A 15,515-nucleotide genomic window follows, 5' to 3' on the forward strand; every position below is an offset into this window, starting at 1 on the left:
CTTTACTGGACTGTGGGTTTGCAGATCGGGGTGATGGGTTCGCCGTTGATGACTTTGTGGGCGAAGGGGATCGAATCCTTGAGCGAGGCGTTGACGGTCTCGCTGTGGCCCAGGCCCTTGTACAGGTGGCCTTCGACGATGGAGCCGGCGTCGCAGGCGTCCTGCATCAGCTTGGCCTGGCTGGCGGCGGTGGGAGTCTGGTCCTCGGCGCCGGTGCCGATGAAGATCGGCTGCGCCAGCTTCAGCGTCGGGTAGGAGACCTGCGCCAGCCATGGCTTGAGCTTGTCGCCCTGGTAGTCCTTCTTGGTGTTGGCGGTGGTAAGGCCGGTGCCGACCACGTCGCTGACCAGCGAGGACAGACAACTGCTGCGGGCCTGCTCGAACAGTGGCAGGGCCTTGTCAGTGTAGTGATCGCGAGGGTCGATGCTCGGGTCGTACTGCTGCGCGGCGAGCAAAGTGTAGAAGCCATAGGCCAGGGATGGGTCGACCTTGTTGTTGTCCTGTTCACCGACGTTCTTCGAGCCGACGGTGTAGATCACTCCGGTGCCGATGCTGCCCCTGACGCCCAGCTCCGGCGCGTAGGTGGCGGCATAGGCGCCTGCGGCGAAGGCCCCGGCGCCGCCCTGGGACTGGCCGACGATCAGCACCTTGTCGGCCAGGCCCGGCACGCCGTGCACCACGGCACGCGCAGCGTCGAGGATGCCGTAGGCGGCGGTGCGGTTGTTCAGCAGTGGGTGACCACCGGGCACGCCCAACCCTTGGTAGTCGGTGGCGACGATGGCGAAGCCCTCCTTGAGCCAGCGGTCGAGGTATTGCACGTCACGGTAGGATCGCCCGGCCCAGGACGGCGCGCAGATGTCGGCAACGCCGACCGTACCGTGGCCCCAGCTCAGCACCGGCCAACCGCCAGCGGGTGCCTTGCCCTTGGGGATGAACAGCGCCCCGGAAACCACGACCGGGGTCTTGCCGTCGCGTCCGTCCAGCGAGCTGTAAAGGATCCGCTGGGCGCTGGCGGCGTTGGGCAGGCTCAGCGTCTGCTCCAGCGGCTCGCTGCGTAGCAGCTTGCCGGGGGCGGCGGGGATCACTTCGCTCCAGCTGTAGAACGCCGAGACACGGCCATCGCCTTGCTGCGGGTCGGGCTTGGGGGCGTAGGTCGGGGCGGCCAGGGCGCTGATCGAAAAGGCCAGGGCGCTAAGGCTGAAAACGAGGGTGGCAGGCAGTTTCATGGACGGGTCTCTTTTCGGAAATTCAGGGTTGTTTGCTCAATTGCGTGGCGACCGCAGGCCAGTAGCCGGTGAGCTGCAGGTCTTGCAGGGCCTGGCGGGTGAAGTGGGTGGCGAGGTCGTGGCGAATGTCGTAGGGCGTGCGGATCAGCCGGTTCTCCAGGGCGTAGCGGGCCAGGGCCTGGTAATGGGCTTTGAGCTGGGCGTCGGTCTTCGGTGCCCAGCGGTCTTTCCAGGCCACCGGATCGTCCTGGTCATCGCGGCGCAGCACGCTTTCGGCAATGCCGGCGCGAGAGGAGAGCTTGTAGTAGGCGTCGCGGTTCTCTGCCTGGGAGATCCACCAGGCGGCCTTGACCCAGGCAGTGGCGACCAGTTGGGTGAGGTCGGGGTGCTGCTCGACGAACAGGTCGGTGCCGAACAGGTCGGAGACCAGGCGCCAGTCGTTGGCGCCTTGCTTGGTCGACCAGAGAATGCGCGCCACGCCTTTGTCTTCCAGGGCATAGGCTTCGTTGAGCAGCACGGCGGCATCGACCTTGCCGGCGGACACCGCGGCGGCGCCAACCTGCGGGTTGAGGTTGGCGATCTTGAAGTCGGCCAGGCTCAGGCCCTGGCTGTGCAGGAAATTGCTGAAGGCGAACTCCCAGGGACGGCCACGGTGCAGGGCCAGGCGCTTGCCCTTGAGGTCCTGGATGCTGCGCAACGGCGAGCCGGTGGGCACGACGAGGTAGATGTTGTTGCCGCTGCCGCCGGGCACGACCAGCTTGCCCGGCACGCCACCGGCACCGGCGATCACGGTCGGCAGGTCGCCGCGCACGGCGAAGTCCAGGCTGTTGTTGCTGAAGCCCTCGTTGATCTGCGGGCCGGCGCCGGCGTGGGGCAGGGCGACCCATTCGAGCTTGACGCCGCGCTCGGCCAGTTGCTGTGCCAGCCAGCCTTCTTCGATGACCCGGCCAGGGATGCCGCCGAACACCGGCGCGCCGCCCTGGGTGAAGGCGACGATGGCGATGCGCACGGCGGGCGGAGCTTCGGCGGCGAGGGTGGTGAAGCTCAGTAGCAGGCCGGTGAGCAGGGCCAGGGCGTGACGCCAGGGGTTGTTCATATGCGGCTCCAGGAGGTGGTGGTGGGGTCGGGGCTGCGGTGCAGCCCATCGCGGGCAAGCCCGCTCCTACGGGTACTGCGCGGTTCTGAGGACCTGCGCTGAACCTGTAGGGCCGGACTTGCCCGCGATGGCCGCGCAGCGGCCCCAACCACCAACAGGGTGTTATCTCCCCTTGAGCGAAATGCATGCCAGCACCGGCCCGGATCCGCTCCAGCCCCGGTGGCACTAGGCCTTCAGGTCCTCAACCCAGAGCCCTCGCGATGGCCTGGCTGCTGATCCCTGCGCAGGCCATTGCTGGCCCGTTGCTGCTCCAGCAGCAATCGAGGTGTTGATTTCTTCAATATGTCAATTTCGAATATATAAATATTTATTAATAATTTTTGGGTCTAAATTTATTCGTGCACTATGAGGGCGCGCTTCAACTGCCAGGAATGCATCATGTCGCTGATCACTCACCCCAATGCCCGAGAGCTGACCAAGTCGGTACGTGCCACCGTGCTCGTCTTCAAGGACCCACGCTCGCAGGAGCTGCTCAGCCGCATCGAGCGCCTGGCCCCGAGCGAGGCCAACACCCTGATCATCGGCGAGACCGGCACCGGCAAGGAGCTGGTTGCCCGCCACATCCATCACCTGAGCCGCCGTGGCCGCGAGCCGTTCGTAGCGGTCAACTGCGGCGCTTTTGCAGAAACCCTGGTGGAGAGCGAACTGTTCGGCCACGAAAAGGGCGCCTTCACCGGCGCAACCTCGAACAAGGCCGGCTGGTTCGAGGCCGCCAATGGCGGCACGCTGTTTCTGGATGAAATCGGTGACCTGCCGTTGAATATGCAGGTCAAGCTGCTGCGCGTACTGCAGGAGCGCGAGGTTGTGCGCCTGGGCTCACGCACGCCGATCCCGATCAACGTGCGGCTGGTGGCGGCGACCAACGTCAACCTGGCCGACGCGGTGGTGGCCGGGCATTTTCGCGAGGACCTGTTCTACCGCCTGCACGTGGCGACCATCCGCCTGCCGCCACTGCGCGAGCGACCTGGGGATATCCTGCCGCTGGCCGAATTCTTCATCGAAGAGCACTGCCGACGCCTGGGCTATGACCGCGCGTCACTGAGTCTCGAGGCTGAGCGCAAGCTGCTGGCGCATAGCTGGCCTGGCAACATCCGCGAGCTGGAAAACGCCATCCATCACGCCTTGCTGGTGTGCAGGCAGCAGGTGGTGGCACCGCAGGACCTGCACCTGGTGGACATGCGCCCGCAGGCGGTGTTGCCGGGAGAAGTGGCCGTGACGGCGGGATTGCCAGTAACGGCAGCGGCGCCGGTGAGCCTGGAAAGCGCACTGCTGGCACTGTTCGAGCAGAACGTGCCGAACCTGTACGAGCATATCGAGGAGACGGTGTTTCGCGCGGCCTACCGCTACTGCCATGGCAACCAGTTGCAGACTGGGCGTTTGCTCAATATCAGCCGCAACATCGTGCGGGCGCGGTTGGAGAAGATCGGTGAGCTGGGGAAAGCCGGGTAGCCGAGGCTTGCTCGGCATGGGCCGCGGGGTGCCTGAGCACCCCACGCAGCCCGCTTAGCCTTCGTAGCCCAGATTCGGCGCCAGCCAGCGCTCGCTCACGCTGACATCCTGGCCTTTGCGGGCGCTGTAGCTGTCGATCTGGTCCTTCTCCACCTTGCCGACGGCAAAGTACTGCGCCTGCGGATGGGCGAAGTACCAGCCGCTGACCGCTGCCGCCGGGAACATCGCGAAGTGCTCGGTGAGGAACACGCCGCTGGGGCCGGTTTCGCCGATGGCCGTGCCATCGAGCAGGCGGAACAGGGTCTCTTTCTCGGTGTGATCCGGGCACGCCGGATAGCCCGGGGCAGGGCGGATGCCGCTGTACTGCTCCTTGATCAGCGCATCGTTGTCCAGTTGCTCGTCCTTGGCATAACCCCAGTAGTCCTTGCGCACGCGCTCGTGCAGCCATTCGGCGCAGGCCTCGGCCAGGCGGTCGGCCAGCGCCTTGACCATGATCGAGCTGTAGTCGTCGCCCTTGTCCTGGTAGGCCTTGGCCACTTCCTCGGCACCGATGCCGGCGGTGGTGATGAACCCGCCCACATAGTCGCTGATGCCACTGTCCTTCGGTGCGACGAAGTCGGCCAGCGACCAGTTCGGCTTGCCGTCGGGCTTGATGGTCTGCTGGCGCAGGTGGTGCAGGGTGGCCAGCGGCTTGCCGTCGTCGCCATAGACTTCGATGTCGTCATGCGCGACCTGGTTGGCCGGCCAGAAACCGAACACCGCGCGGGCGCTGATGAGTTTTTCACTGATCAGCTTCTCGAGCATGTCGCAGGCATCCTGGTACAGCGCGGTAGCCGCTTCGCCGACCACCTCGTCGGTGAGGATGCGCGGGAACTTGCCCGCCAGGTCCCAGGAGATGAAGAACGGCGTCCAGTCGATGTACTTGGCCAGTTCGCGCAGGTCGATGTCCTCCAGCACCTTGACGCCGGTGAAGGAGGGCACCACTGCCTGGTAGTTGGCCCAGTCGTACTGCGGCTTGGCGGCGATCGCCTGCGCGTAGCTCAGACGCTCGGTGCGGGCGCTGCGGTTGGCGGTGCGCTCGCGCACTTCCACGTACTCCTGGCGGGTCTTCTCGACGAAGCCAGGCTTGAGCTCCTTGGACAGCAATTGCGTGGCCACGCCCACGGCGCGCGAGGCGTCGGTGACGTAGATCACCGCGTCGTTGGCGTACTTGGGTTCGATCTTCACCGCGGTGTGCGCCTTGGAGGTGGTGGCGCCGCCGATCATCAAGGGCAGGTGGAAGTCCTGGCGCTGCATCTCGCGGGCGACGTGGACCATCTCGTCCAGCGACGGGGTGATCAGGCCGGACAGGCCGATGATGTCGCAATTCTGCTCGCGGGCGGTCTGCAGGATCTTCTCGGCCGGGACCATCACGCCCATGTCGACGATGTCGTAGCCGTTGCAGCCCAGCACCACGCCGACGATGTTCTTGCCGATGTCGTGCACGTCGCCCTTGACCGTGGCCATGAGGATCTTGCCCTTGGCTTCGGGCTTGTCGCCTTTTTCGGCCTCGATGAACGGGATCAGGTGGGCCACCGCCTGCTTCATCACCCGCGCGGACTTGACCACTTGCGGCAGGAACATCTTGCCCGCGCCGAACAGGTCGCCGACCACGTTCATGCCGCTCATCAGCGGGCCTTCGATGACTTCGATGGGGCGCGACGCTTGCTGGCGGCACTCCTCGGTGTCTTCGACGATGTAGGCGGTGATGCCCTTGACCAGCGCGTGTTCCAGGCGCTTGTCCACGGGCATCGAGCGCCACTCTTCGTTTTCCACTTCCTTGGCCGCGCCGCCACCCTTGTAGTCGTCGGCGATGGCCAGCAGGGCGTCGGTGCCTTCGGGGGTGCGGTTTAGCACCACGTCCTCGACCTTCTCGCGCAGTGCCGGCGGGATCTCGTCGTAGATCTCCAGCTGGCCGGCGTTGACGATACCCATGGTCAGGCCGTTCTGGATGGCGTGGTAGAGGAACACCGAGTGGATCGCCTCGCGCACCGGGTTGTTGCCACGGAACGAGAACGACACGTTGGACACGCCGCCGCTGGACAGCGCGTAGGGCAGGTGGTCACGGATGTAGGCGCACGCCTCGATGAAGTCGACGGCGTAGTTGTTGTGTTCCTCGATGCCGGTGGCGACGGCGAAGATGTTCGGGTCGAAGATGATGTCTTCGGGCGGGAAGCCCACTTCGTTGACCAGGATGTCGTAGCTGCGCTGGCAGATCTCGCGTTTGCGTGCCGCGGTGTCGGCCTGGCCGACCTCGTCGAAGGCCATCACCACCACGGCGGCGCCGTAGCGCTTGCACAGGCGGGCGTGGTGCTTGAACTGCTCGACGCCTTCCTTCATGGAGATCGAGTTGACGATGCCCTTGCCCTGGATGCACTTCAGGCCCGCTTCGATCACCTCCCACTTGGAGGAGTCGATCATGATCGGTACGCGCGAGATGTCCGGCTCGCCGGCGATCAGGTTGAGGAAGCGGACCATGGCGGCCTGGGAGTCGAGCATCCCTTCGTCCATGTTGATGTCGATCACCTGGGCGCCGGCCTCGACCTGCTGCAGGGCGACCTCCAGGGCTTCGGTGTAGTTTTCCTCGCGGATCAGCCGGGCGAACTTGGCGGAACCTGTGATGTTGGTGCGCTCGCCGACGTTGACGAACAGCGACTGGCGATCGATGGTGAACGGTTCCAGGCCCGACAGGCGGCAAGCCTTGGGAATGTCTGGAATGGCCCGCGGCGGGTACTTGGCCACGGCCTCGGCGATGGCCTTGATATGCGGCGGGGTAGTACCGCAGCAACCGCCGATGATGTTGAGGAAACCGCTGGCGGCGAACTCCTCGACCACGGCGGCCATTTCCGCCGGGGTTTCGTCGTATTCGCCGAAGGCGTTGGGCAGGCCGGCGTTGGGGTGCGCGGACACGTGGGTGCCGGCCTTGGTCGACAGTTCTTCCAGGTACGGACGCAGGTCCTTGGCACCCAGGGCGCAGTTCAGGCCGACCGAGATCGGGTTGGCATGGCGCACCGAGTTCCAGAAGGCTTCGGTGGTCTGGCCCGACAGGGTACGGCCGGAGGCGTCGGTGATGGTGCCGGAGATCATGATCGGCAGTTCGATGCCGTCATCTTCGAACACCTGCTGCACGGCGAAGATCGCCGCCTTGGCGTTGAGGGTGTCGAAGATGGTCTCGATCAGGATCAGGTCGGCGCCGCCTTCGATCAGGCCGCGGGTGGCCTCGATGTAGTTTTCCACCAGCTCGTCGAAGGTGACGTTGCGGTAGCCGGGGTCGTTGACGTCCGGGGAAATGGAGCAGGTGCGGCTGGTCGGGCCGAGCACGCCGGCGACGAAGCGCGGGCGGTCGGGGGTTTCGAGCGTCTTGGCGTCGGCCACCTGGCGGGCGATGCGCGCGCCCTCGACGTTGAGCTCGTACACCAGCGCTTCCATGCCGTAGTCGGCCTGGGAAATCTGCGTGGCGTTGAAGGTGTTGGTCTCGAGAATATCGGCGCCGGCGTCCAGGTAGGCCTTCTCGATGGCGGCGATGACATCGGGCTGGGTGAGCAGCAGCAGGTCGTTGTTGCCTTTAACATCGCTTGGCCAATCGGCGAAGCGCGTGCCACGATAGTCGTCTTCCTCGAGGCGGTAGCTCTGGATCATAGTACCCATGCCGCCGTCGAGAATCAGGATGCGCTCCTTGAGGGCATGCTGGAGTGCTTGGAGACGAGCGCTGCGGTCGGACATGAGAACTACCTGGTCGGACAAATAACGGAAGTGCGGAATAATAACAAAGCTGCACGGATTTTAGGCGCATCGCCCGGTCTCATGAATTTGATTCATGTTGGTGGTGCCAAGGCTCAGTCCCAGGGACAGAAAGGCAAATCGTGACAGCTATCAAGAACCAGGACATTCGGCACATGGTGCATCGTTTTATCGTTGCCATCTTCGCCCTGCTCGTCAGCGGCGCAGCATTGGCGCAGGCCCCTCAATCGAGCTCGGCCATCTCTTATACCCGTGACATCCAGCCGATCTTCACCCAGAAGTGCGTGGCCTGCCACGCCTGCAACGACGCCGCCTGCCAGCTCAACCTGGGCAGCGCAGAAGGTGCCGAGCGCGGCGCCTCCAAGGTGCCGGTGTACCAGGGCGAGCGCAGCCAGGCGGTCGCCACCACGCGATTGTTCTATGACGCGCAGAATGAAGAGGGTTGGCGCAAGAAAGGCTTCTACTCGGTGCTCGACAACCAGGGCAGCCAGGCTGCGCTGATGGCGCGCATGCTCGAACTGGGCCACAAGACGCCGCTCACGCCTAACGCCAAGCTGCCCGAGGAGATCGTCCTGGGCCTGAACCGCAACAACATGTGCCCGTTGCCGCACGAGTTCGACGCCTATGCCGGTGCGCACCCGAAAGAGGGCATGCCGCTGGCGGTTACCGGGCTGACCGACCAGGAATATTCGACCCTGCAGCGTTGGCTGGCGGCCGGTGCACCGATCGAGTACCAGCCGATCCAGCCAAGCCCCAGCGAAGCGAAGCAGATCGCCGACTGGGAAGCTCTGCTCAACCGTCCGGGCTCCACCGAGGCGCTGGTCGGGCGCTGGCTGTACGAGCATCTGTTCCTGGCGCACATCTATTTCGTCGGCGGCGAGCAGGGGCACTTCTTCCAGTGGGTCCGTTCGCGCACGCCCAGTGGCCAGCCGGTCGACGTGATCGCCACGCGCCGCCCCAACGACCCGCCGGGCAATGATTTCTACTACCGGTTGATCCCGGTGCAGGGCGTGATCGTGCACAAGACGCACATCACCTACCCGATGGGGCCGCAGAAGCTCAAGCGGGTCAAGCAGCTGTTCTACAGCGGCGACTGGCGCGCCACCTCGCTGCCGGGCTATGGCCCGCAGCGCCGGGCCAACCCGTTCGAGACCTTCGAGGCGATCCCGGCGGTGGCGCGCTACCAGTTCATGCTCGACAACGCCGAGTACTTCGTGCGCACCTTCATCCGTGGCCCGGTGTGCCGCGGGCAGATCGCCACTGACGTGATCCGCGACAACTTCTGGGCGCTGTTCCAGGAGCCGGCCCATGACCGCTACGTCACCGATGCCGCCTACCGCGGCCAGGCCACGCCGTTGCTGGCCATGCCGGGGCAGATCGACGATGTCGGCAGCGTACTGAGCCTGTGGCGTGCCTACCGCGACAAGCGCAACGACTACGAGACCCTGCGCCGCGAGGCCTACGCCGAAATGCCAGCGCCGAGCTGGTCGACGCTGTGGGCAGGCAACGACAACGCCTTGCTCAGCATCTTCCGTCACTTCGACAGCGCCTCGGTGAGCAAGGGGCTGATCGGTGACGTGCCGTTGACCATCTGGCTGTTCGACTACCCGCTGCTGGAGCGCACCTACTACCAACTGGCGGTCAACTTCGACGTGTACGGGAATGTCTCGCACCAGTTGCAGACGCGCCTGTACTTCGACCTGATCCGCAACGGCGCCGAGGTCAACTTCCTGCGCCTGATGCCGGCCAATAAACGCGGCGCGATCCTCAGCGACTGGTACCAGAACAGCGGCAAGGTGAAGATGTGGCTCGACTACACCGACATCGACACCGATACCCCAAGCGCCCTGCAACTGAACGAGCACAATGCCACGCGCGACTTCGGCCTCAAGCTGCTGCAACGCACCGGCAGCCTGAACGCAGCGCCCGATCCGATCAACCGTTGCACCGGCGCCTATTGCTCGCGGCCACAGATGAACGAGGAGTTTCGTGATGTGGAGCAGAGCCTGAGTCGCCTGGTGTCGCGCCCGGCCGCAGGGCTCAAGGTGATCGGCCAACTGCCCGAGGCGACCATGCTGCGCATCGAAGGGCAGGGCGGTCAGCGTCAGGTCTACAGCCTGTTGCGCAACCGCGCGCACAGCAACGTCGCCTTCCTGCTGGGCGAGGCCTATCGCTACCAGCCGGGGCTGGACACCCTGACCCTGTATCCGGGCGTGCTCAGCAGCTACCCGAACTTCATCTTCAACATTCCGGCCAGTGACGTACCGGAGTTCGTCGAGGACATGGAGGCTGCGCGTGACGACCAAGGCAAGTTCGAGCGTATCGTCGAGCGTTGGGGCGTGCGCCGCAGCCACCCGCAGTTCTGGCGGTACTTCCACGACCTGAACACCTACATCAAGGAGACCGAGCCGGTGGAGGCGGGCGTGCTGGACATGAACCGCTACGAGAACCTCTGATCGATTGCCGGGAAAGGCGTCCGACCTTTCCCGGCTTTCTGCGGTCGGACCTGTGGGTGGCCCCGGCGATGCGTTGCAGCCCATCGCGGGACAAGCCCGCTCCCACAGGCGGGAGCAGGCGGGTTCCGTGATTCGCGCGAGCAATGCTCGCCTGTGGGCCTGAATGCACCAAGAACCGCAGGACAACCCATGCTGTATTCGCTTCAAGCGCTTCGGGCGTTCGCCGCCTGGGTGGTGGTCTGCCACCACTTCATGCAGATCTTCTTCGATTTCAATGCCAAAGGCCCCGTCGGCCGCCTGCTCGCCGAGCGCGGTGCGGTGGGGGTCGACATCTTCTTCGTCATCAGCGGCCTGGTGATCTACCTCTCGACCCGCGACAAGGAGATCGCCCCGCGCGAATTCCTGCTCAACCGCGCCTTGCGCATCGTCCCGGCGTACTGGTTCTACACCTTGCTCATGGCGCTGCTGTTGCTGGTGGCCAGCCGCTGGATGCCGCATCAGGTGTTCGAGTGGCAGCACCTGGTGCTGTCACTGTTGTTCGTGCCAGCGGAAAACCCGGGTGGCTATGGGCTGTACCCCACCCTCAACGTGGGTTGGACGCTGAACTTCGAGATGTTCTTCTACCTGCTGTTCGGCCTGGCGTTCCTGGTACGCCAGCGTCATCACCTGGTGCTGGTCACCGCGGCGCTGCTGCTGGTCAGTGAGGTGCTGGGGCGCCTGGGTGTGCTCAGCCGCTTCTACAACAACGACATCATCTACGAGTTCCTGCTGGGCATCGGCCTGGGTGTGCTGTACCGGCGCGGGCTGATCCGCGAGGGGCTTTGGCTGCCGCTGGCGGTGCTGGCGGCGGCGGGGTTTGCGCTGTACCAGCTCGACGCCTCGCAGCGTCTGCTGCACTGGGGCCTGCCGAGTGCGATGGTGGTGCTGGCCTTCATCGCGCTGGAGCCGTACTTTCGCGGCAACCGGGTGCTCAAGGCGCTGGGGGACTGTTCGTACTCGGTGTATCTCACCCACGTGCTGGTGCTGTGGGGCGGCTGGTTCATCAGCCAGCGGTTGCGGCTCAATCCATACCTGGTGTTCGCCTTCTGCGTACCGTCAATCGGACTAATGTCGTGGTTCAGCTACCAGTGGCTGGAGCGTGGTCTGTATCGGCGCCTCAAGGCCTGGTTCGGGGTGCGCGGGACACGGCAGGTGGCGCCTGCACTATCCCGAGTCAATTACTAGGACTTTGTTCGAGGCCTGGCTTGGCGTACACTGGGCGGCAAGTCTGTGAGGAACTTCCATGAGCGCTATAACCATTACCGACGCCGCCCATGATTATCTGGCCGATCTGCTCTCGAAGCAGAACACGCCCGGGATCGGCATCCGCGTTTTCATCACCCAGCCGGGCACCCAGTACGCCGAGACCTGTATCGCCTACTGCAAGCCGGGCGAAGAAAAGCCTGACGACACCGCCGTGGGTCTGAAGAGCTTTACTGCCTACATCGACGCCGTCAGCGAGCCGTTTCTCGAAGACGCACTGGTCGACTACGCCACCGACCGCATGGGCGGCCAGCTGACCATCAAGGCGCCGAACGCCAAGGTGCCGATGGTCAACGAAGACAGCCCGATCAACGAGCGCATCAACTACTACCTGCAGACCGAGATCAACCCCGGTCTTGCCAGCCACGGCGGCCAGGTGAGCCTGGTCGATGTGGTCGACGACGGCATCGCCGTGCTGCAGTTCGGTGGCGGTTGCCAGGGTTGCGGTCAGGCGGACGTCACCCTCAAGGACGGCATCGAGCGTACGCTGCTCGAGCGCATCCCGGAGCTCAAGGGTGTGCGTGACGTGACCGACCACACGCAAAAAGAGAACGCCTACTACTGATAGGCCCTATCGCGGGGCAAGCCCGCTCCTGCAGGTACGGCGTCGTACCTGCAGGAGCGGGCTTGCCCCGCGATTGCATTCGTCGCCCGCCAAAAATGCCTTCGCCCAGCAACAAAGTGTTACTGTTTCAAGCCCTGCGACAACAGGCCGCAGCCCGTAAATCAAGGGCTGCGGGCCGATCTTCCAGGTGTCGGGTAGCTGGTCTCGGGGTGTCATGCCAGAATGCCCCGGTTTTTCGACCGGCCCTGCTCGAGGGCCGGCACCTTCCCTGTAAAGGATGGTTCCATGACTGATCTACTGACCCGGCGCGCGGTCGTCGCCGGGATGGGCGTACTGGGGCTTGGCCTGCTGGCGGGTTGCAACCCGGCCCGGGGCCTGGACTTCAAGTACGGCAAGAACATGAGCAACGAGATCCTTGGACGCAAGTTCAAGCTCAAGGATCCGCAGGGTAACGAGCGTACCCTGTCGAGCTTCTACGGCTCGATGCCGATGATCTTCTTCGGTTTCACCCAGTGCCCGGCGGTCTGCCCGACCACGCTGGCACGCGCCGCGCAGATCCGCAAACTGCTCAAGGGCCGTGACCGTGACCTGTTCCAGGTGGTGTTCATCACCCTGGACCCGGAGCGTGACACCCCTGAGGTGCTCGACGCCTACGTCAAGGCCTTCGATCCTTCGTTCGTCGCCCTGACCGGCACCCCGGAAGAAATCGACGAGGTGGCCAGGGAGTTCAAGGTGTTCTACGAAAAGGTCCCTGCCGGCGACACCTATACCATTTCCCACTCGTCCACCAGCTACGTCTACGACACGCGTGGCACCCTGCGCCTGAGTCTGGGCCATTCCCTGAATGCCCAGGAATGCGCCGAAGACCTGCGCACCCTGATGGAGATCTGCTGAATGTCGATGCAACCGATCAAGCGCGGCCTGGCCGCTCTCGCCCTGCTGGGCCTGGCCCTGCCGGCCCTGGCCGACACCACCGTAAGCGACGCCTGGGTGCGTGCCAGCGTGCCGCACCAGCAGTCCACCGGCGCCTTCATGACCCTGACCGCCAGCACCGACAGCAAGCTGGTGAGCGTGGCTTCGCCGGTGGCCAAGACCGTGCAGGTGCACGAGATGACCATGAATGGCGATGTGATGGGCATGCGTGAAGTGAAGGGCGTGGAGCTGCCGGCCGGCAAGCCGGTGACCCTCGATCCCAATGGTTTGCACGTGATGTTGATGGGCCTGAACGAGCAGGTGAAGGAAGGGCAGCAGGTGCCACTGACCTTGACCATCGAAGATGCCAAGGGCCAGAAGCAGACACTCGAGGTGCAGGCGCCGGTCAAGCCGCTGACTGCCGAGATGGATGCCGGGCACGACCATATGCACATGGAGCACTGAGTACCGACAAGGGCCGCGCAAGCGGCCCTTGTTCTTTCTGCTTGCTGTCGTTCAGCTACGGAATCGCGGCAGCGGCCGGTCGATGGTCAGCGAAGTCAGGGTTTTGCGAACCTGGGCTTCGTCGGCCTCCAGGGCCTTGAGGCTCGCGCGGATCTTGCCGGCCGAGGGCACATCGCCCTGCCGGTCGATCCAGTCGGCGATTTCCTTGCAGGCGCTGCTCAGGCAGGCCTGGCGCTGGTTCATCAGCGTGATGAGGGTGGTGAGCTCTCGTTCTGACATGGCAGGATTCCTCCGTTCAGCCTTCTCAGTGTAGCAGCGGCTGGCGGTATTGCCGGGCGACGGGTCAGTGGTTCAGGCAGGCGAGGCGGTAGGCGCCTGGCGTCACGCCGAAGGCCTGCTTGAACTGCCGGCTGAGGTGGCTCTGGTCGGCGAAGCCCAGTGCAAAGGCCACTTCCGAAGCCGGCAGGCCACGGCGCAGGAATTCCCGGGCACGGGCCAGGCGACGCTGCTTGAGCCAGGCATGGGGCGGCAGCCCGGTGGCCTGGCGAAACACCCGGGCAAAGTGGAAGGGTGACAGGTTGACCGCCGCGGCCAGTGCCTCCAGCGAAGGCGGGTCGGCCAGTTGGCTCTCCAGCAGTTCGCGGGCCCGTGCCACGGCCAGCGGTTCGTTGCCGGGGGCAGCAGGTTCGCTGCAGTGGCCATGACGTTGTACCAGCGCCAGAACCGCCTCGCGCCAGGCGGTTTGCTGCTCCAGCGCGCTCGCGCCGGCCTCCGACAGGCGATGCACACGGCTGAAGGCCGCCGCCAGGGTCGGGTCCTGCACCACGCTCTGCCTGAAGTGCGGCAGGCCGTGGCGGCCCAGTTCCAACTCGTCCAGCACCCCGGTGACACGTTCGTGTTCCGGATAGAACGCACGGTAGCGCCAGCCCGCCTCGTGGGCCTTGGCGCCGGTGTGCAATTCGTCGGGGTTGATCAGTACCACGCTGCCGACCGGCGCCAGGTGATCACTGCCACGGTGCCAGAAACACTGGGCGCCGGACTCTATCACGGTGAACACATAGCCTTCGTGCACATGCGGCGCAAAGCGCTGCTGTACGTAGCGGGCGTGCAGCATCTCGACATCGCCGAGGGCGGGTGCCTGCCACAGGTGGATCTGTTCGCGCAGGGGCGTGCTCATGTCAGCCAGCTGCGCAGGACAAAGAAGATCAGCATGCTCGCCAGCATGCTCAGCAATACGCTGCGGGTCAACAGCACCAGGGCGATGGCTACCAGCGAGCCGAGCAGGTACGGATTGAGCGGATCGAGGTTCAGCTGATGCTCGGGCAGGAAGATGATCGGCCCGCAGATTGCCGTGAGCATTCCCGGCACGGCGAAACCGAGGAATTGGCGCACGTTGGAGCCCAGGCGCAGGGGCAGGCGCGGCTCGAGAAAGACGTAGCGATTGAGGAACACCACCACACCCATGGCGACGATCAGCAGCCAGATCATGCGCGGCTCCCGGCGAATTTCTGACAGACAAAACCCGCAGCCATGCCCAGCAGGCCGGCGGCCACCAGCGCCGTTTCCCATTGCCAATGGCTGAACAGCACCGAGCAGAACAGCGACACCGCCACGCACACCAGGGTCGGCACGCTGCGTACCAGCGGGGTGATCAACGCGACGAAGGTGGCGACGATCGAGAAGTCCAGGCCGAGCTGGTCCAGGTGCGGGATGTTCTGGCCGAGGATGATGCCGGCCAGTGTGAACAGGTTCCAGGCCACATAGAAGGTCAGGCCCACGCCCAATGCGTACCAACGGTTGAACTGTTGCTGGTCGTGGTGGCTGGTCAGAGCGAAGAGTTCGTCAGTAAGCAGAAAGCCCAGCCCCAGTCGCCAGCGGGTCGGCAGGCCGGACACCACAGGGCGCATCGACAGCCCATAGAGTAGGTGCTGCGACGTCAGCAGCAGGGTGGTCAGCAGGATCGACAGCAGCCCGGCGCCGCTCTTGAGCATGCCGATTGCCACCAGTTGCGCCGCCCCGGCAAAGACGATGGCAGACAGCCCCTGACCCTGCCAGGCGCTGAGGTTGGCTTCGATGGCCATGGAGCCGGCCAGCAGCCCCCAGGGCGCAACGGCGAGCGATAACGGCAGGATGGCGACGGTGCCTTGGGTGAAAGCATGGCGGGCGAGGGGCGGACTGCTGGACATGGCGGCTACGGACAGGGG

General features: G+C 64.7%; 13 protein-coding genes. 6 read left to right on the plus strand and 7 right to left on the minus strand.

Annotated elements, in window-relative coordinates; genetic code table 11:
- Positions 1–2 precede the first annotated feature (2 nt).
- Together IAE40_RS12570 and IAE40_RS12575 are read right to left on the minus strand one after the other, a co-directional pair.
- On the minus strand, positions 3–1,226 hold the full coding sequence (locus tag IAE40_RS12570) for a lipase family protein (RefSeq protein WP_200603263.1): 1,224 nt from the start codon (positions 1,224–1,226) through the stop codon (positions 3–5).
- Between the two features lie 22 nt (positions 1,227–1,248).
- Entirely contained in the window at positions 1,249–2,322 is a 1,074-nt protein-coding gene (locus IAE40_RS12575) for an ABC transporter substrate-binding protein (protein WP_200603264.1), read from the minus strand.
- Positions 2,323–2,760: 438 nt separating this feature from the next.
- Here IAE40_RS12575 and IAE40_RS12580 point away from each other — a divergent pair, with 438 nt between their 5' ends.
- Positions 2,761–3,831: a sigma-54 interaction domain-containing protein gene (locus IAE40_RS12580; protein WP_054890840.1), complete on the plus strand. Its 1,071-nt coding sequence runs from the start codon at positions 2,761–2,763 to the stop codon at positions 3,829–3,831.
- A 54-nt stretch (positions 3,832–3,885) separates the two neighbouring features.
- Here IAE40_RS12580 and metH read toward each other — a convergent pair whose 3' ends face one another.
- A complete protein-coding gene (metH, locus tag IAE40_RS12585; RefSeq protein WP_153773804.1) occupies positions 3,886–7,593 on the minus strand; it encodes a methionine synthase in 3,708 nt (1,235 codons plus the stop codon).
- A 173-nt stretch (positions 7,594–7,766) separates the two neighbouring features.
- Here metH and IAE40_RS12590 point away from each other — a divergent pair, with 173 nt between their 5' ends.
- The 5 genes from IAE40_RS12590 to IAE40_RS12610 all read left to right on the plus strand — a co-directional run bounded on the left by IAE40_RS12590 (position 7,767) and on the right by IAE40_RS12610 (position 13,311).
- The gene (locus IAE40_RS12590) at positions 7,767–10,067 is read left to right on the plus strand and encodes a fatty acid cis/trans isomerase (RefSeq protein ID WP_200603265.1); all 2,301 of its coding nucleotides are present in this window, start codon (positions 7,767–7,769) and stop codon (positions 10,065–10,067) included.
- 189 nt (positions 10,068–10,256) lie between these two features.
- Positions 10,257–11,291 carry an acyltransferase family protein gene (locus tag IAE40_RS12595; RefSeq protein ID WP_200603266.1) on the plus strand — a complete coding sequence of 345 codons (1,035 nt, stop codon included), beginning with the start codon at positions 10,257–10,259 and terminating at the stop codon, positions 11,289–11,291.
- A gap of 58 nt (positions 11,292–11,349) precedes the next feature.
- On the plus strand, positions 11,350–11,934 hold the full coding sequence (gene nfuA, locus IAE40_RS12600; RefSeq protein ID WP_063545100.1) for a Fe-S biogenesis protein NfuA: 585 nt from the start codon (positions 11,350–11,352) through the stop codon (positions 11,932–11,934).
- Positions 11,935–12,219: 285 nt separating this feature from the next.
- Complete coding sequence (locus IAE40_RS12605) at positions 12,220–12,828, plus strand: SCO family protein (RefSeq protein ID WP_054890835.1); 609 nt, start codon at positions 12,220–12,222, stop codon at positions 12,826–12,828.
- A complete protein-coding gene (locus tag IAE40_RS12610; protein ID WP_197891082.1) occupies positions 12,829–13,311 on the plus strand; it encodes a copper chaperone PCu(A)C in 483 nt (160 codons plus the stop codon). It abuts the gene before it with no gap.
- 51 nt (positions 13,312–13,362) lie between these two features.
- Here the strand turns inward: IAE40_RS12610 and IAE40_RS12615 are convergent, their stop codons facing one another.
- The 4 genes from IAE40_RS12615 to IAE40_RS12630 form a co-directional block, all read right to left on the minus strand.
- Complete coding sequence (locus tag IAE40_RS12615) at positions 13,363–13,590, minus strand: hypothetical protein (protein ID WP_054890833.1); 228 nt, start codon at positions 13,588–13,590, stop codon at positions 13,363–13,365.
- 64 nt (positions 13,591–13,654) lie between these two features.
- A complete protein-coding gene (locus IAE40_RS12620) occupies positions 13,655–14,488 on the minus strand; it encodes an AraC family transcriptional regulator (protein WP_200603267.1) in 834 nt (277 codons plus the stop codon).
- Positions 14,485–14,799, minus strand: a complete 315-nt coding sequence (locus IAE40_RS12625; RefSeq protein WP_054890831.1) for an AzlD domain-containing protein — start codon at positions 14,797–14,799, stop codon at positions 14,485–14,487. Before IAE40_RS12625 ends, IAE40_RS12620 begins: the two co-directional genes overlap by 4 nt.
- Positions 14,796–15,497: an AzlC family ABC transporter permease gene (locus IAE40_RS12630; protein ID WP_200603268.1), complete on the minus strand. Its 702-nt coding sequence runs from the start codon at positions 15,495–15,497 to the stop codon at positions 14,796–14,798. The genes IAE40_RS12625 and IAE40_RS12630 overlap by 4 nt, the downstream gene beginning before the upstream one ends.
- Between the last annotated feature and the right edge of the window lie 18 nt (positions 15,498–15,515).

Origin of the sequence: Pseudomonas sp. S44 (assembly GCF_016624805.1) — a bacterium.
Taxonomy (GTDB): Bacteria; Pseudomonadota; Gammaproteobacteria; order Pseudomonadales; family Pseudomonadaceae; genus Aquipseudomonas; species Aquipseudomonas machongensis.

Excerpts from the sequence above, each read along its gene's own strand:
- IAE40_RS12570 (WP_200603263.1), bottom strand. The coding sequence starts at position 1,226 with ATGAAACTGCCTGCCACCCTCGTTTTCAGCCTTAGCGCCCTGGCCTTT.
- IAE40_RS12575 (WP_200603264.1), bottom strand. The coding sequence starts at position 2,322 with ATGAACAACCCCTGGCGTCACGCCCTGGCCCTGCTCACCGGCCTGCTA.
- IAE40_RS12580 (WP_054890840.1), top strand. The coding sequence starts at position 2,761 with ATGTCGCTGATCACTCACCCCAATGCCCGAGAGCTGACCAAGTCGGTA.
- metH (WP_153773804.1), bottom strand. The coding sequence starts at position 7,593 with ATGTCCGACCGCAGCGCTCGTCTCCAAGCACTCCAGCATGCCCTCAAG.
- IAE40_RS12590 (WP_200603265.1), top strand. The coding sequence starts at position 7,767 with ATGGTGCATCGTTTTATCGTTGCCATCTTCGCCCTGCTCGTCAGCGGC.
- IAE40_RS12595 (WP_200603266.1), top strand. The coding sequence starts at position 10,257 with ATGCTGTATTCGCTTCAAGCGCTTCGGGCGTTCGCCGCCTGGGTGGTG.
- nfuA (WP_063545100.1), top strand. The coding sequence starts at position 11,350 with ATGAGCGCTATAACCATTACCGACGCCGCCCATGATTATCTGGCCGAT.
- IAE40_RS12605 (WP_054890835.1), top strand. The coding sequence starts at position 12,220 with ATGACTGATCTACTGACCCGGCGCGCGGTCGTCGCCGGGATGGGCGTA.
- IAE40_RS12610 (WP_197891082.1), top strand. The coding sequence starts at position 12,829 with ATGTCGATGCAACCGATCAAGCGCGGCCTGGCCGCTCTCGCCCTGCTG.
- IAE40_RS12615 (WP_054890833.1), bottom strand. The coding sequence starts at position 13,590 with ATGTCAGAACGAGAGCTCACCACCCTCATCACGCTGATGAACCAGCGC.
- IAE40_RS12620 (WP_200603267.1), bottom strand. The coding sequence starts at position 14,488 with ATGAGCACGCCCCTGCGCGAACAGATCCACCTGTGGCAGGCACCCGCC.
- IAE40_RS12625 (WP_054890831.1), bottom strand. The coding sequence starts at position 14,799 with ATGATCTGGCTGCTGATCGTCGCCATGGGTGTGGTGGTGTTCCTCAAT.
- IAE40_RS12630 (WP_200603268.1), bottom strand. The coding sequence starts at position 15,497 with ATGTCCAGCAGTCCGCCCCTCGCCCGCCATGCTTTCACCCAAGGCACC.